The sequence below is a fragment of the Bacillus sp. FSL H8-0516 genome (assembly GCF_038635285.1).
In the GTDB taxonomy this organism is placed as follows: domain Bacteria; phylum Bacillota; class Bacilli; order Bacillales; family Bacillaceae; genus Bacillus; species Bacillus safensis.
This window is the reverse complement of record NZ_CP152051.1, coordinates 219,957-242,481: the sequence shown is the minus strand read 5'-3', so window position 1 is coordinate 242,481 and position 22,525 is coordinate 219,957. Positions and strand designations below refer to the sequence as shown.

Annotated in this window: 22 protein-coding genes, 1 pseudogene and 1 riboswitch; of the genes and pseudogenes, 9 read left to right on the top strand and 14 right to left on the bottom strand. The window is 42.4% G+C overall.

Annotation, left to right across the window (positions count from 1 at the left end; all coding sequences use genetic code 11):
• The first annotated feature begins 54 nt into the window (after positions 1 to 54).
• The gene (locus MHB67_RS01365) at positions 55 to 939 is read left to right on the top strand and encodes an ROK family protein (RefSeq protein WP_342492729.1); all 885 of its coding nucleotides are present in this window, start codon (positions 55 to 57) and stop codon (positions 937 to 939) included.
• Positions 936 to 2,855 (top strand): PTS sugar transporter subunit IIA, encoded by a 1,920-nt coding sequence (locus tag MHB67_RS01360; RefSeq protein ID WP_342492728.1) that lies wholly within the window; start codon positions 936 to 938, stop codon positions 2,853 to 2,855. The genes MHB67_RS01365 and MHB67_RS01360 overlap by 4 nt, the downstream gene beginning before the upstream one ends.
• A gap of 57 nt (positions 2,856 to 2,912) precedes the next feature.
• Here MHB67_RS01360 and arr read toward each other — a convergent pair whose 3' ends face one another.
• On the bottom strand, positions 2,913 to 3,329 hold the full coding sequence (arr, locus tag MHB67_RS01355) for an NAD(+)--rifampin ADP-ribosyltransferase (protein WP_044333465.1): 417 nt from the start codon (positions 3,327 to 3,329) through the stop codon (positions 2,913 to 2,915).
• A 272-nt stretch (positions 3,330 to 3,601) separates the two neighbouring features.
• Here arr and MHB67_RS01350 point away from each other — a divergent pair.
• A pseudogene (locus MHB67_RS01350) lies at positions 3,602 to 3,710 on the top strand (replication protein); the annotation flags it as partial.
• Between the two features lie 25 nt (positions 3,711 to 3,735).
• On the top strand, positions 3,736 to 4,071 hold the full coding sequence (locus MHB67_RS01345; protein WP_248351649.1) for a hypothetical protein: 336 nt from the start codon (positions 3,736 to 3,738) through the stop codon (positions 4,069 to 4,071).
• Between the two features lie 15 nt (positions 4,072 to 4,086).
• Here MHB67_RS01345 and MHB67_RS01340 read toward each other — a convergent pair whose 3' ends face one another.
• From MHB67_RS01340 to MHB67_RS01325, 4 genes are all read right to left on the bottom strand, one after another.
• Positions 4,087 to 4,824 carry a hypothetical protein gene (locus MHB67_RS01340; RefSeq protein ID WP_103132631.1) on the bottom strand — a complete coding sequence of 246 codons (738 nt, stop codon included), beginning with the start codon at positions 4,822 to 4,824 and terminating at the stop codon, positions 4,087 to 4,089.
• A 618-nt stretch (positions 4,825 to 5,442) separates the two neighbouring features.
• Entirely contained in the window at positions 5,443 to 6,864 is a 1,422-nt protein-coding gene (locus MHB67_RS01335) for a glycoside hydrolase family 1 protein (RefSeq protein ID WP_024424407.1), read from the bottom strand.
• 19 nt (positions 6,865 to 6,883) lie between these two features.
• Positions 6,884 to 8,743: a beta-glucoside-specific PTS transporter subunit IIABC gene (locus MHB67_RS01330; RefSeq protein WP_342492727.1), complete on the bottom strand. Its 1,860-nt coding sequence runs from the start codon at positions 8,741 to 8,743 to the stop codon at positions 6,884 to 6,886.
• A gap of 234 nt (positions 8,744 to 8,977) precedes the next feature.
• Entirely contained in the window at positions 8,978 to 9,814 is an 837-nt protein-coding gene (locus tag MHB67_RS01325) for a PRD domain-containing protein (protein WP_024424409.1), read from the bottom strand.
• A gap of 185 nt (positions 9,815 to 9,999) precedes the next feature.
• Between MHB67_RS01325 and MHB67_RS01320 the strand changes: the two genes are divergently transcribed.
• The gene (locus MHB67_RS01320) at positions 10,000 to 10,200 is read left to right on the top strand and encodes a hypothetical protein (RefSeq protein WP_103132634.1); all 201 of its coding nucleotides are present in this window, start codon (positions 10,000 to 10,002) and stop codon (positions 10,198 to 10,200) included.
• A 35-nt stretch (positions 10,201 to 10,235) separates the two neighbouring features.
• On the opposite strand, the gene MHB67_RS01315 is transcribed toward MHB67_RS01320, so the two are convergent.
• Together MHB67_RS01315 and MHB67_RS01310 are read right to left on the bottom strand one after the other, a co-directional pair.
• On the bottom strand, positions 10,236 to 11,855 hold the full coding sequence (locus tag MHB67_RS01315) for an APC family permease (RefSeq protein WP_163114449.1): 1,620 nt from the start codon (positions 11,853 to 11,855) through the stop codon (positions 10,236 to 10,238).
• Positions 11,856 to 12,197: 342 nt separating this feature from the next.
• On the bottom strand, positions 12,198 to 13,166 hold the full coding sequence (locus tag MHB67_RS01310; protein WP_039176148.1) for a rhodanese-related sulfurtransferase: 969 nt from the start codon (positions 13,164 to 13,166) through the stop codon (positions 12,198 to 12,200).
• 191 nt (positions 13,167 to 13,357) lie between these two features.
• Between MHB67_RS01310 and MHB67_RS01305 the strand changes: the two genes are divergently transcribed.
• Positions 13,358 to 14,455, top strand: a complete 1,098-nt coding sequence (locus tag MHB67_RS01305) for an iron-containing alcohol dehydrogenase family protein (RefSeq protein ID WP_103132637.1) — start codon at positions 13,358 to 13,360, stop codon at positions 14,453 to 14,455.
• A 35-nt stretch (positions 14,456 to 14,490) separates the two neighbouring features.
• On the opposite strand, the gene MHB67_RS01300 is transcribed toward MHB67_RS01305, so the two are convergent.
• The 5 genes from MHB67_RS01300 to MHB67_RS01280 all read right to left on the bottom strand — a co-directional run bounded on the left by MHB67_RS01300 (position 14,491) and on the right by MHB67_RS01280 (position 17,103).
• Complete coding sequence (locus tag MHB67_RS01300) at positions 14,491 to 15,318, bottom strand: aldo/keto reductase (RefSeq protein ID WP_034283114.1); 828 nt, start codon at positions 15,316 to 15,318, stop codon at positions 14,491 to 14,493.
• Positions 15,319 to 15,399: 81 nt separating this feature from the next.
• On the bottom strand, positions 15,400 to 15,816 hold the full coding sequence (locus tag MHB67_RS01295; RefSeq protein ID WP_185854053.1) for a DUF5301 domain-containing protein: 417 nt from the start codon (positions 15,814 to 15,816) through the stop codon (positions 15,400 to 15,402).
• Between the two features lie 47 nt (positions 15,817 to 15,863).
• Positions 15,864 to 16,307 carry a DUF523 domain-containing protein gene (locus MHB67_RS01290; protein ID WP_283859797.1) on the bottom strand — a complete coding sequence of 148 codons (444 nt, stop codon included), beginning with the start codon at positions 16,305 to 16,307 and terminating at the stop codon, positions 15,864 to 15,866.
• The gene (locus tag MHB67_RS01285; RefSeq protein ID WP_125587565.1) at positions 16,304 to 16,534 is read right to left on the bottom strand and encodes a hypothetical protein; all 231 of its coding nucleotides are present in this window, start codon (positions 16,532 to 16,534) and stop codon (positions 16,304 to 16,306) included. The genes MHB67_RS01290 and MHB67_RS01285 overlap by 4 nt, the downstream gene beginning before the upstream one ends.
• 110 nt (positions 16,535 to 16,644) lie before the next feature.
• Positions 16,645 to 17,103 (bottom strand): MarR family transcriptional regulator, encoded by a 459-nt coding sequence (locus MHB67_RS01280; protein ID WP_041106150.1) that lies wholly within the window; start codon positions 17,101 to 17,103, stop codon positions 16,645 to 16,647.
• 201 nt (positions 17,104 to 17,304) lie between these two features.
• On the opposite strand from MHB67_RS01280, the gene MHB67_RS01275 reads away from it, so the two are divergent.
• A complete protein-coding gene (locus MHB67_RS01275) occupies positions 17,305 to 18,072 on the top strand; it encodes a GNAT family N-acetyltransferase (RefSeq protein ID WP_103132639.1) in 768 nt (255 codons plus the stop codon).
• Between the two features lie 96 nt (positions 18,073 to 18,168).
• Here MHB67_RS01275 and MHB67_RS01270 read toward each other — a convergent pair whose 3' ends face one another.
• On the bottom strand, positions 18,169 to 19,356 hold the full coding sequence (locus MHB67_RS01270; RefSeq protein ID WP_103132640.1) for an MFS transporter: 1,188 nt from the start codon (positions 19,354 to 19,356) through the stop codon (positions 18,169 to 18,171).
• 77 nt (positions 19,357 to 19,433) lie between these two features.
• A riboswitch (purine riboswitch) is annotated at positions 19,434 to 19,533 on the bottom strand.
• A gap of 387 nt (positions 19,534 to 19,920) precedes the next feature.
• On the opposite strand from MHB67_RS01270, the gene proS reads away from it, so the two are divergent.
• The gene (gene proS, locus MHB67_RS01265) at positions 19,921 to 21,354 is read left to right on the top strand and encodes a proline--tRNA ligase (protein ID WP_133744692.1); all 1,434 of its coding nucleotides are present in this window, start codon (positions 19,921 to 19,923) and stop codon (positions 21,352 to 21,354) included.
• Between the two features lie 144 nt (positions 21,355 to 21,498).
• Positions 21,499 to 21,675 carry a hypothetical protein gene (locus tag MHB67_RS01260; RefSeq protein ID WP_162860209.1) on the top strand — a complete coding sequence of 59 codons (177 nt, stop codon included), beginning with the start codon at positions 21,499 to 21,501 and terminating at the stop codon, positions 21,673 to 21,675.
• Positions 21,676 to 21,710: 35 nt separating this feature from the next.
• On the opposite strand, the gene MHB67_RS01255 is transcribed toward MHB67_RS01260, so the two are convergent.
• A complete protein-coding gene (locus MHB67_RS01255; RefSeq protein ID WP_342492726.1) occupies positions 21,711 to 22,487 on the bottom strand; it encodes a sulfite exporter TauE/SafE family protein in 777 nt (258 codons plus the stop codon).
• Positions 22,488 to 22,525: the final 38 nt, after the last annotated feature.

The following is a 22,525-nucleotide window of genomic DNA, read 5'->3' as shown; positions in this document are numbered from 1 at the left end:
ATGTAGGGGCGGGATCCATTGGATTCCGCCCCTCTTTAATGGAGGGCATTGATCATGCGAATTGGAGGCATTGAAGCAGGCGGAACAAAATTTGTCTGCGGCTACGGAACAACAGATGGAACGATTGAACACATGACTTCCTTTGCAACAGGGAATCCAGTTGAAACATGCCGGCAAGTAATCGATTACTTTACAAAGCATCGTGTCGATGCCATTGGAATTGGGGCATTCGGGCCTGTCGATGTGAAAGAGCAAAGCCTAAGCTATGGGACGATTTTAGACACACCAAAAACAGCATGGCGCCAATTCCCTTTCCTCTCTACCTTAAAACAAGCCCTCGGGGTCCCGATGAAGCTTGATACCGATGTGAACTGTGCAGCACTCGGAGAAGCCCGTTTTTCAACTGAAGCAGAAAAGCCTGCCTCCTTGGTTTATATTACTGTTGGGACTGGAATAGGCGGAGGTGCCTATATTGAACATCGCCTGATTCACGGATTGCTGCATCCAGAAATGGGTCATATCACCGTTCAGCGGCATCCTCATGACACCTACGGAGGTTGCTGCCCTATACATCATGACTGTTTAGAGGGACTGGCATCTGGACCTGCCATAGAAGGACGCTATCATACACTGGCACAAATGCTGCCAGAGGATCATCCAGCCTGGTCACTTCATGCTTACTATCTCGGGCAAATGACTGCTAACCTGCTGCTCACCCTTTCACCAGAACGCATCATTCTAGGTGGAGGCGTAATGAAACAGCCGGCTATACTGCCGCTTATTCTTGATGAAACAGACAAACGGCTTCACGGCTATTTGCAGCTGCCAAAGCCTTTACATGAAATTATCACAAAACCATCCTTTGATGGACTATCTGGTTTAATGGGCGCCATCGCTCTTGGAACTGATGCCTTACAGGCGCAAGGAGCCGCGCAATGATGATGACGGCAGATCCTCGAACCTATCAGCTGATTCAGCGGCTTTTTGAAACGAAGGGGTTCGTGAAGCTGGAGGAGCTCACTGCCTCTTTTCGCTTATCTGACCGCTCTATCCGCAATTTAATCAAGGAAGCAAATGAGTATTTAAAGGAAACTGGGGCCATGATTAAAACGATTCGCGGAAAGGGATATACTCTTTTAACGAGTGACCAAGACGCTTTCTTACTTTGGCTTCATCAACAAAAACTTCCTGCCCGCTCTCTTGTCCCCGTCATGCCAGAAGAGCGTGTACGATTTATGATGAGAAAGCTGCTGCTTCAATCAGATTACTTAAAAATTGACCAGCTGGCTGAAGAACTGTTTATCAGCCGCATGACGGTCAGCAGCGATTTAAAAAAAGGACGAGAGCTGTTAGCCCGTTACGGCATGACACTTGTATCAAAGCCTGGATTTGGCTTAAAGATTGAAGGAGATGAGCTGCAAAAAAGAACGTGCTATGCAGACTTACTTCTTGAAGAAGAGCCTGCTCTCTCTCATATCACCGAGCGGGAGCAGCTCCATTTTCCTGATATTTCTCTTGAAACCATTCGATCTATTGTGTTGACGAACCTGCATCAAGAATCATTGCTCATTAAAGACATTGCCTTAAAAAATTTAGTCATTCACTTAGCCATTGCGATTCAGCAAACACGAAAAAACCAGCGAATATCCGCTAGTACTGCACGTACACAAAGATCACCCGTTTTGATGAGAATTGCACAAAAAATCATACAGCAGGTGAGTGACACTTTTTGTGTGACCTTATCAGAGGATGAAACAGATTACTTAGTCATACATCTATTGGCGAATCAAACGTGGAAAGAAGCCGCCCAGCATCAGACGACAGTGGAAGTTCAGCAGGCGGTTACAGTCTTTCTACAGCACATTGAAAAAATAAGCGGTCATCGTTTTGCTGATGACAGCATCCTGCAGCAAGACTTGATGCTTCATATGAAGCCGTTATTAAATCGCATCCAATATGGCGTATCATTACAAAATCCGCTTTTGCATGAGATCAAAACGTCCTATCCTTACCCGTTTGATTTGGCTGTCAGCGGGCTGAATGCCTTACAGCTGGTGCGGACGCCAAATGAAGATGAAGCGGCATATGTTGCCTTGCATATCGCTGCTTCATTTGAAAGAAGTCAGCTCGATACCTCGCAAAAAAAGAAAGCGATTATCGTGTGCGGGTCTGGACTAGGGACGGCCAGACTGCTTGAAATTAAATTGAAGGCAGCCTTTCAGCACGAGCTTGACATTGTTGAGCTCTATTCCTATCAGGATTATCTCATGAGCTCCTCTTTGCCGTGTGACGTCATCATCACAACCGTGCCTCTCACATCAAAGGGGAAACCAATCATTCAGGTCAGCGCCTTTTTTGAACATCATGATATACAGCGTGTAAATGAAGTCATTCATTTATTAAATGGACACGGGGCACCCTCAAAAGAGCTGATGGCGTTTTTTCAAGAGCGATTGACTTTCATGAATGCTGATCTAAGCAGCAAGGAGGAGGTATTAGATATACTATGCAACCGTTTAGAGGCGCATCAGCTAGTATCGTCTTCTTTTCGGCCCTCGGTGCTTGAGCGGGAGCAAATGTCGTCTACCTATCTGGGCAGCGGCATTGCCATGCCGCACCCGCTCATCACAAATGAAGGCACCTCCTCTGTAGCCATCGCACATTTAAAACAGCCGATTGACTGGCAGGGAGACCAAGTATCAATTGTCTTTTTATTAGCGATTCATAAGGATGACGCTGCCTGCATGAACCAATTCTTTGAACAGGCCGTCGATTTACTAGACAATCCAGACCGCATTCGCGCCCTCAAGCAAGCCAACACTTTTGATGAGCTGATGGATGCGTTGTTTCAATAAGATCAAACAAAAGGCCGCCCAATTCATGAGGCGGCCTTTTTATTTAGATATACATCATCAATCGTAGATGACATTTTTTCCTTCTTCACTTAATTTTTTTAAGGAGCTCAGCATATGATTGATTTCTTCATCGGAATGTCTTTCCCAAGAACCTAATTCTGCGACTATTTTCAACGGAGATTTCGATCGATAAGAACGTGTTGGGTTGCCGGGAAATCTTTTATCAGTCACATTTGGATCATTTTCAAACTCGCCTAATGGTTCTACAATATAAATTCTTTCTTTCGCATCAGACCTAGCTAATTCAGCACCCCATTTGGCCGCGTTTAGTGTTCCGGTGAAATAAATATGGTTTGATTTTTTATCCTGATAATTGGATAAATGCAGCGGTTCAAGCAGATCTCCAATCTTCAATTCCGCTTTTGTCCCATGAAAAAATGGCCCAGGATCTAACACCTGTTTCTTGTCATTCATACAGCCACACCCCTTATCGTTTTTGACTTGCGTATAACAGTATACGGCTAGATATGGGCGAGAAACAGTCTATAAATTTCAATAAATTCGGGGTATAATGATAGTAGAGAGTAAGATGTGTAAGCTCCAGCAAGTTGAAAAAACAGCAAGAATACATACAAATCAGTCTTCTTGAAAGAGATAAAAAGCTGTTAGAGGCCATAAGAAAAACTGCAACGGAACAGGATGAAAAGGAAAGAAAAAATTGGTGGCAGTTTGGGAAATAGCGTATTGATGCCTAGGAAGAAGATCTGATCAGGATTGAAGAAGATGAAGATAAAGTAGCCAATGAGACGTTTGAGGTCTTGGCATGCTGGCATCAATAATTATATAATTAACTAAATTTTACTTCAGAGGTGATTTTTGTATGTCTATTCAAGTGGATGATGATAATGTTTTAGAGATGTGTAATATATATGCTCAAGAAACTCATCATAGAGAAGCATTGATTTTAGGAAACAGGAAGGGTTTATTGGAATTAAAAAATGCGATAGATCAGGCTTTAAAAACTGGTAGTGCTGTTGCAAATTTATACCCATCTGATTTTGAAGGATATGAAACTTGTATTGCTTTAGTAGATGATGAAAATCAGTTTGAGAAGTTGATGACTCCTTATGTAGAGCAATATGTACAAGATGATGATGCAATTGATCCAATTGAAATTATTAAAGATTACGATGCTAAAAAAGAAAAGCCCTTATAAAAGGGCTTTTCTTTTTTAGTGGAGTATTGTTCTACCTTTTACAGCTTTGTGTTTACTTGGTACTGATGCTCTAAGAGCATGGTGTATTTGAATTTTTGGAGCTACATGAAAATGCCAGTACCAGTTTGATGATCCTGGTTTTAGTGGTATGACTCCGTTATCAACTGCAAATACTCGTATTTTCTTTTTTCCTTTTTTATGGAACACTTTTACGAGACTCTCGACTTTTCCTTTTCTATTTTTTACATACCAATCGATATGATAGTTCTTCCCAAAACCTTTTATTCTGTTCTTCAAATACTTCAGTGCAACTTTTGCGCCTTTTGATCTTATGGCCCACAAAGCAACTCTTCCTACGGTCATTGCGATTGGTACGAAGAATATTGGTAGTGCTTGTGTTGTGATTTCACTCTGACTACTTTTGGAATCAAGTTGTTTCATTCGGTTTTCTAAAGCTAAAAATTCTTCATTGTTGAAATATTGATCTATCACTTTATTTTGTTCTGACTCTGACATGCTTTCAAATTCTTTTTCTGTAAATGGAAGGTTTTCTATGTATTCTCCCATTTTCATTTCAAGTTCGTCTAATTCTTTGGTAATTTGTTCATTTTGTAGAACTGTTGGTGTTACTAATGCTTCTAATTCTTGTGAATTGATAAAGTGTGTTTCTGCTGATGCTTCTGATGAAAATGGAGTCCATATTGATATGACAAGAGCTAGGGTAATTAGGGTTAAAAGTGTTTTTTTGAACATCTTATTTATATTTCCTCCTTTTGTATTAAATTCCAAAATCAAGGTTATCGAATTAAAATGAGTGTATCAATGGATTTAAGATAGATTTAAGAAAATTCCTTTTTTGGTTGCGGTGTCCGCAATCATTTTTTAGAACTTCGTTTTGGTGAAAATTTCTGTGGTAGACAAATGACACAAGCCGAAATGCATATGTTCCTAAACAATGGGGCAAGATATTCCCACCACAATCTAAAGAAGCCCCAACTAAAAATATCGTCACTACAATAGCAAAAAAACTTGCTGTTCAGGCTCTTCGCAAGTCAGGCACATATCTAGAAAAATCCTTATCGAAAGTAATAGGCAAGAAATATGCAAAGAAAGCGACATCAGGTTTTTACAAAGTAGCAGATTATATCGAAAAAGTTCAAAATGCACATAAAAAAGAATAGCCGCAATTTTTATACAAACTGGCTAAACAGCGAAATGGATTGTGATATTCTTCGGATTATAAAAGAAAACAGTTTATTAGGCTGTTAAAATCTAGCTATCATGTTAGAACAACTCGAACAATATGATCTTTCCAATAAAATGAACGAAAAAAAGCCAGCCACCCGCATAAGGTGATTGGCTTTTTTATCGTTATTTCCCGATGTTGTCTCCATTTTGCTGAATCAAGGTTTCATACCAATAAGAGCTCTTTTTGCGAATTCTTTTGAGGTCTTTTAGGTCAAATTCGTCGCGATTGACGTAGATGAACCCGTAGCGCTTGGAGCATCCTTGATGTGTGCTGATTAAGTCGATGGCTGACCACGGGCAGTATCCGAATACCTCAACGCCGTCTGTGATCGCCCATTTGATTTGCTCGATATGTTTTTCTAGATAATCAATTCGATAATCATCCTGAATTGATCCATCTTCTTCTAACTTGTCGAATGCACCCAATCCGTTTTCCGTGATAATAAGCGGCAGCTGATAGCGGTCATAAATCTCCCGCATCGTTGAACGGAAGCCGACAGGATCAATCTCCCAGCCAAACGCATTTTTACTTAAGAATGGGTTGTTGCCGCCTTTGTAGACGCCATCTTCACCTGATTTCAAATGCTGATCTCCGCCGCGTGCAAATTCGTCGTTGCCATCTCCTTTACTCGCTTCAACCGTTTGTGAGGTGTAGTAGTTAAAGGCAATGAAGTCTGGCTTCGCGCTTTTCAAAATATCCATATCTCCCTCTTCGATGACAGGAAGAATGTCTTTTTCTTTCATGTACGCCCAAGCAAGGTTGTTATAACGCCCGAACACCGCCATATCAAGATAAAGCCAGTTGCGGATCGCATTGTAATTCGCCGCAGCAAGCACATCTTCAGGCTTTGGAGAAGCCGGATAAATGAGCGCAATGTTTGGCGCTGGACCAATTTTCGCTTCAGGCAGCATTTGATGACAAAGCGTCATGGCTTTTGCCTGTGCAACGAGCATATGATGATTCTGCTGATACAGTTCTTTTTTCGGATTTTCCAAATTTGGATCAAGTGTACCGAGCGCTGATCCATGTAAGATCATCATGTTTTGTTCATTAATGGTCAGCCAATAGTTTACCTTCTGACCATACTCCTTGAATAGCACCTCTGCATAGCGTTCAAACGCATCCACTGTCCCGCGGTTAGACCATCCGCCCTTTACTTGAAGCGCATGAGGTAGATCAAAATGATACATTGTCACGATTGGTTCAATGCCATAGCGGCGCAATTCATCGATGAGTGAATGATAGAATTCAATCCCCTTTTGATTGATCTCCCCGTCTCCATCTGGAATGATCCGTGTCCACGCAATGGAAAAGCGATAAGCCTTCAAGCCCATTTCCGCAAACATCTTCACATCCTCTTTATAACGGTGATAGTGATCGCTTGCCACTTTAAAATCCGTTGTCCCTTCAGGATAACTTGCTCTCATGTCAATGACAGAAGGCCCCTTGCCATCCTCGTTCCACGCACCCTCTACCTGATAGGCGGAAGTAGATCCGCCCCAGAAAAAGTCTTTTGGAAATGATGCTAGTGTTGAATATCTCATGATTTCTTCCTCCTTTTGATTAAACTAGATGTAAAAATGATTGGCCTGGTGTGATTTGTTTCTCTTCCGTTTCAATGATATCGCTAAACTCACCTGAATTGGTAATAATAACGGGTGTTGTGACTGACAGGCCTGAAGCTTTGATGGCTTCTATGTCAAACTCAGCAAGCAGTTCGCCTTCTGTGATGGTTTGCCCCTGAACAACCTTCGGGGTAAAATGCTTTCCGCCTAATTGTACGGTATCCAGTCCGATGTGAATGAGTACCTCTGCTCCGCTTTCTGAGGTTAGACCATACGCATGTCCAGTTGGGAACACCGTTGTCACAACTCCTGATACTGGTGCAAACAGCTTTCCTTCTGATGGAATGATGGCCGCGCCCTTTCCTAGTGCACCAGATGAGAATGCCTTATCCTGCACTTCCTCGAGCTTGATGACCTCGCCCTTTAAAGGACTTTTCACATGAGCGGCTTTGACCCCATGTTCGTTTTCAATTACCGGAGCAGAAGCGGCTGCCGGCGTTGCATCTTCATCTACTGGATCTTTAAATCCAATCAAATAAGTTAAGATGATCGAAAGGACGAACGAGACCGAGATACCGATGATGAACCCTGTAAATCCTTGACCGTAGAAAATCGGCAGTGTCAGTAAACTTGGAAGGCCTGACGCAATTGCAATACTTTGTGAATAACCGATAATCGCACCGCCGACCCCAGCAGAGATAACGGCTGCAATAAATGGTTTTTTCAAACGAAGTGTGACCCCGTATACAGCTGGCTCTGTGATCCCAAACACAGCAGAAACTGCTGTTGATCCAGCCAGTGATTTCAGTTTTTTATTCTTTGTTTTCAGCATAACACCGATGGAAGCACCGGCTTGTGAAAATACAGCTGGCGCAGTGGCCGGCTTGATATGATCTTTCCCATGGACTGCGATATTATTTAAAATCACTGGCACAAGTCCCCAGTGGATTCCGAAGATGACAAGAATCTGCCAAGCCATCGCAATTAAAGCACCTGCAAGTGTAGGACTAAAGGAGAATACTTTCAGCAAAACAGCTGCAATGCCATTCCCTGCATACACACCAAATGGTCCAAATACGATGAGTGTCAGCGGAACAACCGTAACAAGTAAAATGAGTGGTGTAATAAAGTTTTTGACACTTTCATGAATGACTTTGTTAAAGAAACGTTCGATATATCCCATGACAAACACTGCCAAAATGATTGGGATGACCGTAGATGTATAAGACATTAAGACGACTGGAATCCCGAAGAAGGTCACATCTCCGCCGCCTTTTGACAATTCTTGAATGGTTGGGTAAATCAGTGCACCTGCTATCGTCACAGCGACAAACGGATTCGCTTTAAACTTTCTGGCAGAAGTGAATGCGAGCAATAATGGCAGGAAGTAGAACAAGCTGTCAGATGCAGCAAATAAAATTTGATACGACGTATCTTCAGGAGATAACCATTTCGCGTTGATACAGATGCCTAATAGACCTTTTAAAATACCTGCACCCGCCATGACACCGAGAAGTGGTGTGAAAATCCCCGATACAATGTCGACGAATTTCCCGAAAAGGCTTGTGCTCTCTTCACCTGATTTTGCAGATGAAGCAGCGGAATCCTCTAATAGATTCGTAAACTCTCCAATTTCTCGATATACCTCTGGTACGGTATTGCCAATGACCACTTGAAATTGGCCGCCGCTTTCCATAACGGTAACGACGCCATTTAATTTTTCAATGGCCGCTTTATCTGCTTTTGATCTGTCATTTAAGGTGAAACGAAGCCTTGTGGCGCAATGAACCAATGAATGAACGTTTTTCTCTGTGCCAATGTGTTTGATAATGTCTTCTGCTAATTGACGATAACTCATACAAAAACCCCTTTTTTTCAAAAAAATACGTTTTTGGGCAAAATAAAAACCTAAACGGGCACCAAAAATAGTCGCAGCTTGCTGTTGCGCTTTTTCAGTGAACGTTTAGGTTTTGCCTGCCGAACAGTCACAATCCTCTAAGACGATCATTGTGAAACCGTATTCTTTTATGTTTATGAGCAAATAGTACCACTCACCTTTTCTCATGTCAACGCTTTCTTTTAAAATCTATCTTTATTTTTCTCGTTTGATCAGTCGATTCAAGTGAATTGATAGATACAGCATCTCCTCTGATGTGAGATCCCGGTGATAGGTTTGATAGACATATTCAGCGATTTTCTTTGCGCAATCGTATGCTTTCGGATATTTCACTTTGATCAGCTGATATAAGTCCTGATCTTCGCTGACAAGCAATGTTTCGTTAATCAGACGCTGGACGAAAAAGCGCAAATGCGTGAGAAAACGGTAAAAGTTAAGCGAGTCTTCATCAAATTCCATGTTGAGATGATATTTCACAATGGTGAGAATGGCATTGACTTCCTTTGTGATATTGACCGTCGTATTCATATCCTCATTGAGCTCTGCATTAATGATATGCATGGCAATAAAGCCCGCTTCATCCTCAGGCAGTTCAATATGAAGACGCTCTTCAATCATCTCAAGACAGTCCTTTGCCACAAGAAATTCATCTTTGTATAAGCGTTTAATCTCCCAAATAAGCGAATTCTCAATCAGATGATTTTTCTTCAGCCGTTCGATGGCGTAATGAATATGGTCTGCCAGCGATACATGCAGACTTTCGTTTAATCTTCGGTTCAGCTTTGTATGTGCATATTGGATCATTTCTTCGGTCACCTTGACCACATCATACGGAACCTCTTGAAGCAGCATTTTCATCCGCTCGTGAACGGAATGATCCTCTAGGCGGAAGACTTTATCAATTAACGATTCGTCCACCGGGTCCCCGGGACGTCGCTGGAAAGCGATGCCTCTGCCCATGACAACGATTTCTTTTCCATGTTCATCTATGACACTAATGACATTATTGTTTAGAACCTTTTGAATCTGCATTTCCAAACACCTCCGTCTATGACCAACAACTTTACTCAAAATATGCTCTCATCTTAACACAATTGTCAAATCACTTGGCATTTTTATCTGACTTTTGCAATAGATTTCACCATGATTCTACCCTTACATAGCTGGTCTGATCCTTCAATTGCCTGCATACAATACTCCTGAGGAGGTGACCTTCTGTGAAGGCTTTTTTCTGGTCTGCATCATTTTTATTCTTGCTCATGTTCACCCTCATCATTCTAGGCATCGTGTTCTGGCTGAGTGGACAAGGCTTAGGCCAGCTTTGGAGATATGTGCTCATTTCACTTGTCACATCGGCCGTTTTGCGCGGCGTCACCACTTGGCTGAAACGGCATGTGATGCACCTTTCATCCAAATAAAAACGGCTGCCCCGAGTGTTTAGGCAGCCGTTTCTTTATTCTTTGGTTGCTGCAGCTTCTTTCTGAGAAGCACGCAGCTCATCATTGATTTTTTTCGCATCCTCTAAAAACTCTGTTTCATATCCACTTTTGAGTGCCCACATATAAAATAGCAGAGCTACCACTGTAATCAGTGCCATGTCCCAGCCATAATGAATGATGTTATAACCGCCGAATTTGTCACTGCCAAGACAGGAAATCGTCATCATCACAAGCAGGTACACAACCATCCAAGCACCCGCCTTAAAGTTGCGGCCGAATCCTTTCCACTTCGCTTTTGCTTGATAGTAAAAATAGATAGGTAGACCGATGAGAATAATGAACAGCACCTGACCTGTTAACGGCCATCTTGCCCAATACAGCGTCAATGAGGCAAAGACAAAACCGAGAGGAGCAATGATGCTGAGTCCTTTTATTCGAAGCGGACGATATAAATCTGTCCCTGTCTTTCTCAGCGTCATGACGGTCACTGGTCCAGTCAAATAAGAAATGAGTGTAGCGACAGAGATAATTTCTGCAAGTACACCCCAGCCTCTAAATAAAAACAGAAAGATAAACGATACGGCTAAGTTAAAAAACATTGCTGGACGAGGCACGCCGTAAATAGGGTGCAGACGGCCAAGCACACTTGGCATGTATTTGTTTTTTTCCATTCCATAAATCATCCGAGACGTCGTTGCGGTATACGTAATTCCTGTACCAGAAGGTGACACAAACGCATCCGCATATAAAATCAAAACAAGCCAGTTAATCCCAAGCGCAATGGCAAGGTCCGCAAATGGCGAGTTGAAATTCAAATGACCCCATCCGTTCACAATCATAGATGGATCAACAGCACCGATAAAGGCGACTTGTAAAAGCACATAAATCACAGTTGCAATGAAAATCGATCCGACAATGGCAATTGGAATCGACCGGCCTGGATTTTTTGCCTCACCGGCCATATTAATCGGGCTTTGGAAGCCATTGAAGGCAAACACAATCCCAGATGTCGCAACAGCTGTCAGCACACTCGCCCAGCCGTTAGGGGCAATACTTGTTCCAGAAGTAAAATTCTCACTATGAAAACCTATGAATAAGAGCGCACCAATTGTTAATCCTGGAATGACAATTTTAAATACGGTAATGAATGTATTTGCTTTTGAAAATAACCCAACTGTCCAATAATTAAGCAGAAAGTAAATCACAAGAAGCACACTGGCAACCATAAGACCTTCTGTCGTCAATACCCCTTTTGTGACCAAATGGGATGTCCACTTTGCCCATTCCCAAGGCCAAGAGCTCATGTACTGGACGGAAGCAACCGCCTCAACTGGTATCACGGAGACAATGGCGATCCAGTTCGCCCAAGCTGCAATAAACCCAATAAAAGATCCGTGTGAATATTGCGTATATTTCACCATTCCGCCTGCCTCAGGAAACATCGATCCGAGTTCACTATAAGACAAAGCGATAAATAAAATCACAACCATCCCAATCAACCAGGATAAAATAGCAGCAGGACCGGCGATTTGAGCTGCACGCCAAGCACCGAAGAGCCATCCTGAACCAATGATTGAGCCAAGGCCTACCATCATTAAAGCGAAAGTTCCCATCCTACGATGCAAATGATTCATGTTCATAACACCTTTCGATTAAAATACAGAGCATGTGTCAAGCACGCGTCTTTCTTTCAAAGCAGCTCACTGTTCATTTTACTGGCAAATATTTCTTCTAATGAACCTTTACCTTTGTTCATTTTTTTGCCTGTTATATTATCTCTCAATTCTTCATTTTCTGAAATAGTCGAACATGCTTATTTCAAAAGAAAGCGCTTTTTCACCTGTTCAATCTATTAGACTGAATAACTACCTTTACCCTTATTTTGAAAAAAACAAAACAAAAAAGATAGAGGAAATGACTTCCTCTATCTTCTAACCCCCGTCATGTATAGAAAAAAAGGATAGAGGGGATTCCCTCTATCCTTGTGAAATCGCTTGTTCTTTTTCAATGACAGCTAGTCTTTCTTGAACTTCTTCTTCAGATAAATTGTGTTGTTTCACATACAGGTTCCGTTCGCTTGTGCGGCATTCATGACTGCAGCTGCGCATATACTTATGCTCACTCTCTTCAGTGGCAATCATCTTACGGTTACATGCAGGGTTCGCACAGTTCACATAACGCTCGCAAGGCTCACCAGTGAAGAAATCTTTTCCGACCACCACATGCTCTGTTTGATTCACTGGTACTGTTAAGCGATTATCAAACACATAGCATTGACCGTCCCATAGCTTCCCTTGCACTTCTGGGTCTTTTCCGTAAGTGACAATTCCGCCGTCAAGCTGAGAGACATCTTCAAAGCCTTCACGCTTTAACCAGCCTGAGAATTTCTCACAGCGTACACCGCCTGTGCAATACGTCAGGATTTTTTTCCCTTCAAGAATCTCTTTATTGTCACGAATCCACTCAGGTAATTCACGGAATGTCTCAATATCAGGACGGACTGCCCCTCTGAAGTGACCAACATCAAACTCGTAATCATTACGTGCATCAATCACAACCGTATCAGGTGATTGCATTTGCTCGTAAAATTCGACCGGGCTAAGATGTTTCCCCGTTAATTCTAACGGATTCACATCATCCTCTAGGCTAAGGTTCACTAGTTCATTCCGATGACGGACGTGCATTTTTTTAAACGCATGACCATCTGCTTCGTCAATTTTGATCGGCATAGACGCAAAGCGTGGATCTTCTTTTAACGCTTGCATGTACTTATCCGTTTGTTCAATGGTTCCAGAAACAGTTCCGTTCAAGCCTTCTGCTGATACGAGGATACGGCCTAACAAACCAAGCTCCTTACAGAATGCTAAATGCTCTGCTGTAAACGTCTCTGGGTCCTCAATGGGGACATATTGATAGTAAAGTAAAACGCGATATTGTTTTTCCATCTATATAAACACCTCTTAAATTTAATCAAAACATACCATTCTTTATCATACAGGAAATACATACCTAAAGGCAATGTCGGCGGCTTAATTCCATAAAACGGAAGGGCCTTTCTTCTCATATTTATTTGACAGAACTTTCTGTTAAATGAGATGATTTATGAATGATATGATGTAGTAAAGGAGCAATGATCATGATCCAGCCAGAAGATATTGTCAGAAGCGGTCCTAACCAATTTATTTCTCAAAAGGGAATATATCATGAACTAGATTCCCTTGTATCTGCTTTTCAGTCACCTGCTGTGGTGACAGGATATGATTCATACCAAGCTTTTTCACAATACACAAAGCTGCCGCCCGAGTGGCCTGTCATTCAGCACAAAGGATACAGTTCACCCAATGCGGTCACATGGATCGCAGAAGAGCTTAACGGGTCAGATGTGATTATCGGTATCGGAGGCGGTACGATTTTAGATACCGCAAAATCAGTTGCAGATGCTCTTCAAATCGAAGTTATCATGGTACCAACGATTCCCGGCACATGTGCTGCCTCTACACCACTCAGCGTCATTTATGATGAAAAGGGCAATTTCATGAGAGTCGATTATCATAAACGATCCAGCTACCTCACCGTAATTGATCATACTTTTTTGCTTTCCTCTCCTCTTTCCTACCTTCAAAGCGGCATTGGTGATACGCTGGCAAAATGGTATGAAGCGGAAGCGATTATTCGTAACACAAAAGGCGCCTTGCCGCTCATGGTGCATGCTGCATTAAAGCAGGCAGTATATGTTCGAGACATTCTTCTTTCTCATAGTGAAGAAGCGGTTAACAGCTTAAAAACAGGTCAGCTTTCACAAGCATTTGCAGATGTAACAGATACGATTATTACGTTAGCCGGAACAGTCGGAGGCTATGGGGGACGTTATGGAAGAATGGCAGGAGCCCATGCCGTTCATAATGGATTGACATTTATTGAAGAAACGCATCATGTGTTACATGGACAAAAAGTGGCTTATGGCATCCTTGTCCAGCTTGCCGCAGAAAACCGAATGTCCGAGGTAGAGGAATTACTTGAACTCTACCAAACACTCGGATTACCTAAAAATATGCGCGATCTTGGTATTACAACTCAGCTGGACGAGGCGGCACTTACAGTGGCAAACCATGCTGCACGTAAAGATGAAACCTTTTGTTTGATTGGAGACTATACTAAAGAAAAGATTATCGACGCCATTCAAATCATTGAGACCTTTCAATCTCAAAATATGTCTACACATGAAGGCAAATAAAAAGCACAGGCATCGCACCTGTGCTTCTCTTTCGATTAAAAATCAAAGTTATCTGGATCTGGACCTGTGCGCTCATCTTCATTGAGCTGATCAATGACACCCATCTCACGTGCGGACAGCTCGAAATCGAAGACTTGTGTGTTTTCGATGATTCGGCTCTTTGTCACAGATTTTGGAATGGTGATAATGCCATGCTGCAAGTCCCAGCGAAGAATCACTTGCGCTACTGACTTGTCATGTTTTTTCGCGATATCCTGGAGAACAGGATGGTTTAGAAGCTTCCCGCTTCCTAATGGCGACCACGCCTCAACATGAATTCCTTTCGATTTGCAGTAGTCTCGTAAAGGCTCCTGCGTCAGCTTCGGATGCAGCTCGATTTGATTCACCATTGGCACAACTTCTGCCTCTTCCAATAAATCCTCTAAATGATGCTGATGGAAATTACACACTCCGATCGCTCGAACGCGTCCATCCTTATATAGTTTCTCTAGCGCTTTCCATGTTTCTTTATATTTGCCTTCAACTGGCCAATGAATTAAGTAAAGGTCTAATACATCTAGCCCCAGCTTGTTCATACTTGTTTCAAAGGCTTCGAGTGTTGATTCATAGCCTTGATCATTATTCCAGACCTTTGTCGTAATGAATAGATCATCGCGAGAGATGCCTGATTGCTGAATGGCTTTGCCTACCCCTTCTTCATTTTGATAGGCGGCTGCTGTATCAATGCTGCGGTAGCCCGCTTCAAGAGCGTCTTTGACGGCATTTACAGCCTCATCCCCATCTTTTACCTGCCATACACCAAAGCCTAGCTTCGGCATTTTTACTCCGTTTGCTAATGTGACTGTATCTGTTAATCCACTCATCAAACAAACCTCCGCTTCCTTTTTACTTACCAAGCACTATACCCGAATTTTCGATTGATCATGCATGACATTCTGACTGAGTTATTTGATATATTTTCCCATATCAACTTGATTGGCGTCAACGATTTGATATTCGCTGATCCGATTTTTTGTTTTAGAACCATCATATGTTTCTAAATAAGCTTGATCGTAAAAGATGAATCCGTATGTCGCTTTGCCATCCTCTAACACCCTGATCCAATAAGACTCTTTTGTGTCTTTTTTAGAGTCATTCACCTTCTTTAATTTCATACCCGAAAATTCCTTCAGCAGCTTTTGAATATCCTCTTTCTTTTCAACCATAACACGCTCATTATCATGCTCAATTTGAATCGAAGTCACCTTGTTTTGATCAATTGAGGCCACATCATCAAAAGAGTATGTTTTTGCATTGATTAGAAAATAAATACCAATTCCTAATAAAATAATGACGACTAAACCAATCATCCACTTTTTCAACCTAACTCCTCCTTCTATTCACACCACACCTATAAAAACAACGAAGTCTAATCATCATCCTCAGAGAAAACCTGAATTCCGTGCTGTTTAAGCAAGGCGGATGTCACACCATCCCCAGCTTTTGTCCCCCCGTTAAAATCTCCGCGATAAATCATCCGGCTGCCGCAGGAAGGGCTGTACTCTTTTAACACAACCGCCGTCGCTTTCAGAGACTGAACCTGTTCCAGCGCGGCCTTCGCGCCTTTTACATACATCTCCGTGACATCATTTCCATGTACATCAATCACGGAGGCGAGGCCCTGTAATACATCATGTCCGTCTCCGCCAATGATTTCTGCGGGAGGCCTTGGCGTGGAAAGGCCGCCAAGCAACTCAGGACAAACTGTGACCGCCTTTCCCTCCTGAACAAGCTCCTCAATTCGCTGATCTAATCGATGGCTGCCATTATAACGAACCTTCAACCCAGCAAGACAAGCACTGACGACAATCATGTATGTTCCTCACTTTTTTTGCTGACTTTAAAATAAATACATACAGGCAAGAAACATATCGTATTCACCAAAAAGGGCAGAGCACAATACAAAGCAGCAGCCCAAATTGGCTCTCCAGGTCCTGCAATACCAAAAAAATAAACAAATAATAGCAAGCTGACAAACAATCCCACGAATGGCATGATGAATGCGTATTTTTTATAATTTTCTATCATTTCTTTTTCCAATGAGCTCCCTCCCTTTCATCATGGCTAAGAACAACGTCAATATATGTTAATTTTACCATAAAAAAACCGAAACCATCATCTCCCTTTGTACGATGGTTTCGGTTTTTTATCTATATCTTTTCTTTCCAAGCCTTTAAGAAACGCTCAATGACTTGTAATTCATCTTCATGAAACTGCTGAAGAAATTCTAAATAGGACGTGACTGCATTTTCATGTAACTCATCATGCAGCGCCGCCAATTGCTTGCCTTCCTCTGTCAAAGAATAATAGACAGATTTCTTATCACCTTGCCGGTGGCAATAGTCCACCATGCCTTTTTCAATTAGTTTTTTCACAGCCTTTGTAATAGCTGGCTTTGATAGTTTTAGTTGTTGAGATAGAAATGTATTATTTGATTCGTTTGGATTGGCTTGAATCATCGATAAAATGTGAAGCTGTGTGAGTGTCCATTCTTGTTTGAGTGTATCAGTCGTGGTAATCAGTGGATCTGTTGGATCATTCCGTCTCTTTTCCCTATGCATAATCAGATCTTGAATCGCTTTTAATACAATCTGCTCTTTTGTTTCCATCTGAACCTCCACTCTTAACTGGTTAATAAAATGGTACTAATAATGAAGAAAGGAGTCAAAAGAAATGTCGATGTAAGTAAAATAATAGGACATCAGACCTGAAAATCGCATATGCACTTTTATACTAGATTCCCCTCATCATGTCACATGCTATAATCATGGGGATGTCATCCAATTTATCATAATGAAAAGGTGATCTAAATGAAACCTGAACAACAAATGGCCATTCACCAGTTAGAAGAAAAGATACACCTGTTTTCCTCTGCTGTGAACGGAACCTTCCTTGCATCGGACGATTTCGTTCTATCAAATACTCATATATCGACTGACACGTTCAATTTGCTCTTACCAACATCTGCTCAAATCCAAGATCCGAAAAAAGTGAAAGCAGCCATTGAACATATGCGGTCACAGAAACTCATCTTCAGCACATGGGTCGATCACCGTTTACTCCATCCTGATTGGGCTGATTTATTAAAGGAATATCAGCTTCAAGAGGTCGAACGCAATACCATCATGATGCTTGAGCATACAGGTGACATTGATCCAGTCACATCTTCAGCACTTACAATCAAGGAAGTTCTTGATGAGCAGACACTCTTTGATTACAAACATATCTTTATTGAACTATTCAAAGGATCGATTGAGGCCGCCGCCTTAGAAGACTATTTCCAGCGTTTTTCGATTGAAGCATTACACTCAAAAGCTCGCATGTTTGTGGGATACGAACACCGTAAGCCGGTCACAACAGGCTTATTATTCGAGACAAACGACAGCTACGGTATTTATGATGTCATAACAAAGGCAGAACACCGCGGAAAAGGACTTGGCAGTGACATGTTCCATTACCTTCTAACCCAGACAGAGAATAAACAAAAATGTGTCATCTTACAAGCATCAGCGGACGGCAAAAATATTTACCAACGCGCCGGCTTCCAACCAATCAGCGAAATGGCTGTCTTTGAATAGAAAGGACTTTTCGTGTGAATTTGAAATGAACATAAAAAAGCTGCCTAATGTTAGGCAGCTACAGATTGTTGACAAAGGGCTAAAATGATCTTTATTTTAGCTCTTTGTCTTCATTTCAGCATGATGCTGACGATCCATATAAAGCGGCGGTCTCTTCAACGAAATCACCGCACAGCTAAAGGCAATCAGTACAAACACAGCACCGAATTTAGCCAGATCAACAGATGAACCGGTCATCGTAAACATGACTCCGCCAACCGCAGATCCAATCGAAATACCGATTTGCAAGGCCGATGTATTTAAGCTCTGCTGAATATCAGACGTGACAGGATCTGTTTGAATCAAATAACTCTGCAAAGCAGGCGTCAGTGCCCAGCTGAGCGCACCCCAAAGGACAACCATGACCATAAAGAGCGCGAACACCCCCGCTGTATAAGGAATGGTAAACATGACAACCGCAAACGCGATTGTCACAAGCAAAATGGCTTTCCCAGAACCCAGTTTGTCACTCAGCCAGCCGCCAAATCCATTCCCGCCTATCGACGCAAGTCCGAAGATCAAATAACAAATACTAATCCAAAACGGGGTCATATGCAGAACTTCCATCAGAAATGGAGTGAAATAAGAATAAAGCATATAATGGCCTGCAAGCATAAACAAACTGATCAAGTGTGCACTAAAAATTTTCGGATGCCCTAAAGAACGAATCTGCTCTCTAAGAGGCGTCACTTTTTCAACAGGCATTTTTTCTAATAGAAAATAGATCAGCACCATCGATATGGCAGAAAGAATACTGATTCCTAAAAACATCACTCTCCAGCCAAAGCTCTCTGTAATAAAAATACCGATCGGTACACCGAGAACAAGTGAGGAGCTAATTCCTATAAAGATCAGCCCTAAAGCCTTTGCACGATGCGCTGGTTCCACTAATTTGGCAGTGATCGTCAAAGATAATACCACCACAAGCGCTGTGCTCATCGCAATCAACACCCTTGATATCATGACAAGGGCAAAGGTCGAACTAAAATAAGTGAACACATTCCCTAATGTAAACACCAATAACGCGATTAAATAAAGGCGCTTTCGTTCGATTTTAGCTGTAGCGGTCAGCAGCACGGGTGCTGAAATGGCATACACAATCGCAAATACCGTAATGAGCTGTCCGGCTGTTGCAAGAGACACATTCAAATCCTCTGCAAGACTTGGCAGAATGCCCCCGACCACAAGCTCAACTAATCCAACCGCAAAAGTAGAAACGGCTAATAAATATACTCTCCAGTTCATGTCTAACATCCCTTCTGTATATCATCGCTTTCACTTTTGATACAGGGTGCAGACAAACAAAAAAACCCTGATTACAAAAAAGGAAAGCGCGCTTTTGTAATCAGGATTTATCGGATCCTGGTAGAAACCCTCAAACCATATTATTGAGGTTATACAAGTCTATTTTTTTCTTAAAATATATTAGCATAGCCTTTCATAACTCGCAAGCTGTAAAAATAGAAAAATACTGCCATTCCGTTACCTAAACAAAAGGCGCCGTAAAAGGAATCAGAACAACTTGCTTTCTCCTCCGTTTACAGGTAAACTGATGAAAAATCAACGAACAAGGATCAACGTAGATCTGGAATAGTAGCTTGAATCGATCTTTAACAGAGAGGGAACGGTGCTGAGAAGTTCCTACTGACATCTTCAAGTGAACCTGCCGATTTAGTTCTGTTTCATACAGCGGTTTATACCGTTATCATGATTGAGTGTAAAGCTGTGCTTTAAATTAGGGTGGTACCACCAGGAATGGTCCCTAACTTAAAGTACAGCTTTTTTGTTTTAAAAAAGGAGGAACCTGCAATGTCAAAGAAACAATTTGTTGAGAAAATTACAAGCATGGAAGACGACTTTGCCCAGTGGTATACAGATGTTGTCACAAAGGCGCGGCTCGTCGATTATTCAAGCGTAAGAGGCAGTATGATCATTCAGCCGTACGGCTTTAAAATCTGGGAGAATATTCGCGACGAACTTGACCGCCAGATTAAAGAAACGGGTCATGAGAATGTCTATATGCCGCTCTTTATCCCAGAGAGCCTGCTTCAGCAGGAAAAAGATCATATCGAAGGCTTTGCTCCTGAAGTGGCGTGGGTGACACATGGCGGTGAATCCGAATTACAAGAAAGGCTCTGCGTCAGACCGACCTCTGAAGTGCTGTTCGCTGAGCATTACAAAAACATTATTCATTCCTACCGCGATTTACCGAAGCTATATAACCAATGGGCCAATGTCGTCCGCTGGGAAAAGACAACACGTCCCTTCCTCAGAACCCTTGAATTCCTATGGCAGGAAGGGCATACGTGCCATGAGACTGAGCAAGAAGCGATTGAAGAAACAGAAAGAATGCTTCACATTTACGCTTCTCTTTGCGAAGATCTCCTTGCCATTCCTGTCATTAAAGGGAGAAAAACAGAGAAGGAAAAATTCGCCGGCGCTCGCTTCACCTATACGGTTGAAAGCTTGATGCATGATGGAAAAGCGCTGCAAACTGCCACTTCTCATTTCTTCGGGAACGGATTTGCCAAAGCATTTGGCATCGAATTCTTAAACCGTGAAGGAAAACTAGAGCATGTCCAGCAAACCTCTTGGGGTTTCACAACAAGAATCATTGGCGCTATGATCATGGTTCATGGCGATGACAGAGGGCTCGTCCTCCCGCCAAATATTGCGCCAACCCAAGTGCGTATCGTCCCAATCGCTTCTCATAAAGAAGGTGTGCTGGATCATGCCTACGAATTGAAGAATCGACTCGCCCGCATCGCACGTGCTGACATCGACGCAAGCGATAAACAGCCAGGCTGGAAATTCAACGAGTGTGAAATGCAGGGTATTCCGCTACGTGTAGAAGTAGGACCAAAGGATATCGAAAAAGGACAGGTGATGCTTGCAAGACGAGACACTGGTGAAAAGCAATCTGTCACGTTAGATGCCCTTGAACAAACCATCACAGCAACGCTTGAAGACATCCAGCGGACGATGTACGAAAAAGCGAAGGAACGATTACATGAAAAGACATCACACGCCCACACAATCGAAGACATCGAGCAAATTCTTGCCGAAGAAAACCGATTGATTAAAGCCATGTGGTGCGGTGATGAAGCCTGTGAAAACGACATTAAAGAAAGAACAGGCGCGTCCTCACGCTGTATTCCATTCGAACAGGAAACCATTTCTGACACATGTGTCTGCTGCGGAAAGCCTGCATCTGATATGGTGTTCTGGGCGAAAGCCTATTAAGAATATGAACGATAAAGAAGCATCTCTCATGATGCTTCTTTTTTTGTTAAAAAGACCCAAACACCCATTGACCTTCCCTGCATGATCCCCTATAATTCATATTAATATAATCGGTTTTTAAGACTTTAACTGGAGTGGTGATACATGAAACGCTGGCCCTCATTCTTTGCCGAACGCTGTCCTAAATGTAAATCAGCATTAGAAGTCTCAAAGTCCAATGCCCTGCAAGGCAAAGTCGTGAAAACATGTCCCAACCTTCATTATCAAAAAGAGTACCACCCAGCACTAGAAACGTATATCGAGCACGATGACGTCCAATAAAAAAGACCAACATGCTTGCTTTGTTGGTCTTTTCTTTATAAAATATCCAGCCAAATTTTGACCGCTGTCGCCGTAATCATCACAGCAAGTGCCCATTGCAAGTAGACGGCGTTGATTTTCTGACCGACCTTCGCACCAATCGGAGCTGCCATCAAACTTGCCGTCATCAGCACAACAGCAGGAAGAAGCATGACCTGACCCGTCAATACCTTTCCAGTCGATGCGCCTATCGCAGAAAGAAACGTAATCGCAAGTGACGACGCAATCGTCATCCGTACAGGAATTTTTAAAATAGACAGCATCACAGGCACTAAAATAAATGCGCCGCCTGCACCTAATACCCCGGAAACACTGCCAATCACAAAGGCAATACCTGATGCCAGTCCTTTATGAAAAGTGACTTCTCCCTCTGCGTCTGGACGCTGTCCTTTTTTCGGAATCAGCATGAGAATAACCGCCACAATGGCGAGTAATCCATAGACGAGATTCATCCCTTTCTCCGGCATAAAATGTGATACATAACTGCCTAATAAGCTGCCCGCCAATATACTGCTTCCCATATATAAAATCAGCGAGCGATGTAAAAATCCGCTTTTCCGATAAGCAAGTACACCACCCAGTGTCGAAAAAAGCACTTGAATGGCACCAATCCCTGATACCTCATGTGCTGATAGTGCCATCACACCGAAAAGAGGCGGGATATAAAGCAGCATGGGATAGTTGATCACCGATCCGCCGATCCCCACCATTCCTGATAAGAAGGAACCAATACATCCGATGATAAAAAGTGTAATCAAAAATGCAAAATCCACGCTGGTCTCCTCCTTTGCAAAAGGAAAAGGGGATCTTC

Excerpts from the sequence above, each read along its gene's own strand:
- MHB67_RS01365 (WP_342492729.1), top strand. The coding sequence starts at position 55 with ATGCGAATTGGAGGCATTGAAGCAGGCGGAACAAAATTTGTCTGCGGC.
- MHB67_RS01360 (WP_342492728.1), top strand. The coding sequence starts at position 936 with ATGATGATGACGGCAGATCCTCGAACCTATCAGCTGATTCAGCGGCTT.
- arr (WP_044333465.1), bottom strand. The coding sequence starts at position 3,329 with ATGAATGACAAGAAACAGGTGTTAGATCCTGGGCCATTTTTTCATGGG.
- MHB67_RS01345 (WP_248351649.1), top strand. The coding sequence starts at position 3,736 with ATGTCTATTCAAGTGGATGATGATAATGTTTTAGAGATGTGTAATATA.
- MHB67_RS01340 (WP_103132631.1), bottom strand. The coding sequence starts at position 4,824 with ATGTTCAAAAAAACACTTTTAACCCTAATTACCCTAGCTCTTGTCATA.
- MHB67_RS01335 (WP_024424407.1), bottom strand. The coding sequence starts at position 6,864 with ATGAGATATTCAACACTAGCATCATTTCCAAAAGACTTTTTCTGGGGC.
- MHB67_RS01330 (WP_342492727.1), bottom strand. The coding sequence starts at position 8,743 with ATGAGTTATCGTCAATTAGCAGAAGACATTATCAAACACATTGGCACA.
- MHB67_RS01325 (WP_024424409.1), bottom strand. The coding sequence starts at position 9,814 with ATGCAGATTCAAAAGGTTCTAAACAATAATGTCATTAGTGTCATAGAT.
- MHB67_RS01315 (WP_163114449.1), bottom strand. The coding sequence starts at position 11,855 with ATGAATCATTTGCATCGTAGGATGGGAACTTTCGCTTTAATGATGGTA.
- MHB67_RS01310 (WP_039176148.1), bottom strand. The coding sequence starts at position 13,166 with ATGGAAAAACAATATCGCGTTTTACTTTACTATCAATATGTCCCCATT.
- MHB67_RS01305 (WP_103132637.1), top strand. The coding sequence starts at position 13,358 with ATGATCCAGCCAGAAGATATTGTCAGAAGCGGTCCTAACCAATTTATT.
- MHB67_RS01300 (WP_034283114.1), bottom strand. The coding sequence starts at position 15,318 with ATGAGTGGATTAACAGATACAGTCACATTAGCAAACGGAGTAAAAATG.
- MHB67_RS01290 (WP_283859797.1), bottom strand. The coding sequence starts at position 16,307 with ATGATTGTCGTCAGTGCTTGTCTTGCTGGGTTGAAGGTTCGTTATAAT.
- MHB67_RS01280 (WP_041106150.1), bottom strand. The coding sequence starts at position 17,103 with ATGGAAACAAAAGAGCAGATTGTATTAAAAGCGATTCAAGATCTGATT.
- MHB67_RS01275 (WP_103132639.1), top strand. The coding sequence starts at position 17,305 with ATGAAACCTGAACAACAAATGGCCATTCACCAGTTAGAAGAAAAGATA.
- MHB67_RS01270 (WP_103132640.1), bottom strand. The coding sequence starts at position 19,356 with ATGAACTGGAGAGTATATTTATTAGCCGTTTCTACTTTTGCGGTTGGA.
- proS (WP_133744692.1), top strand. The coding sequence starts at position 19,921 with ATGTCAAAGAAACAATTTGTTGAGAAAATTACAAGCATGGAAGACGAC.
- MHB67_RS01260 (WP_162860209.1), top strand. The coding sequence starts at position 21,499 with ATGAAACGCTGGCCCTCATTCTTTGCCGAACGCTGTCCTAAATGTAAA.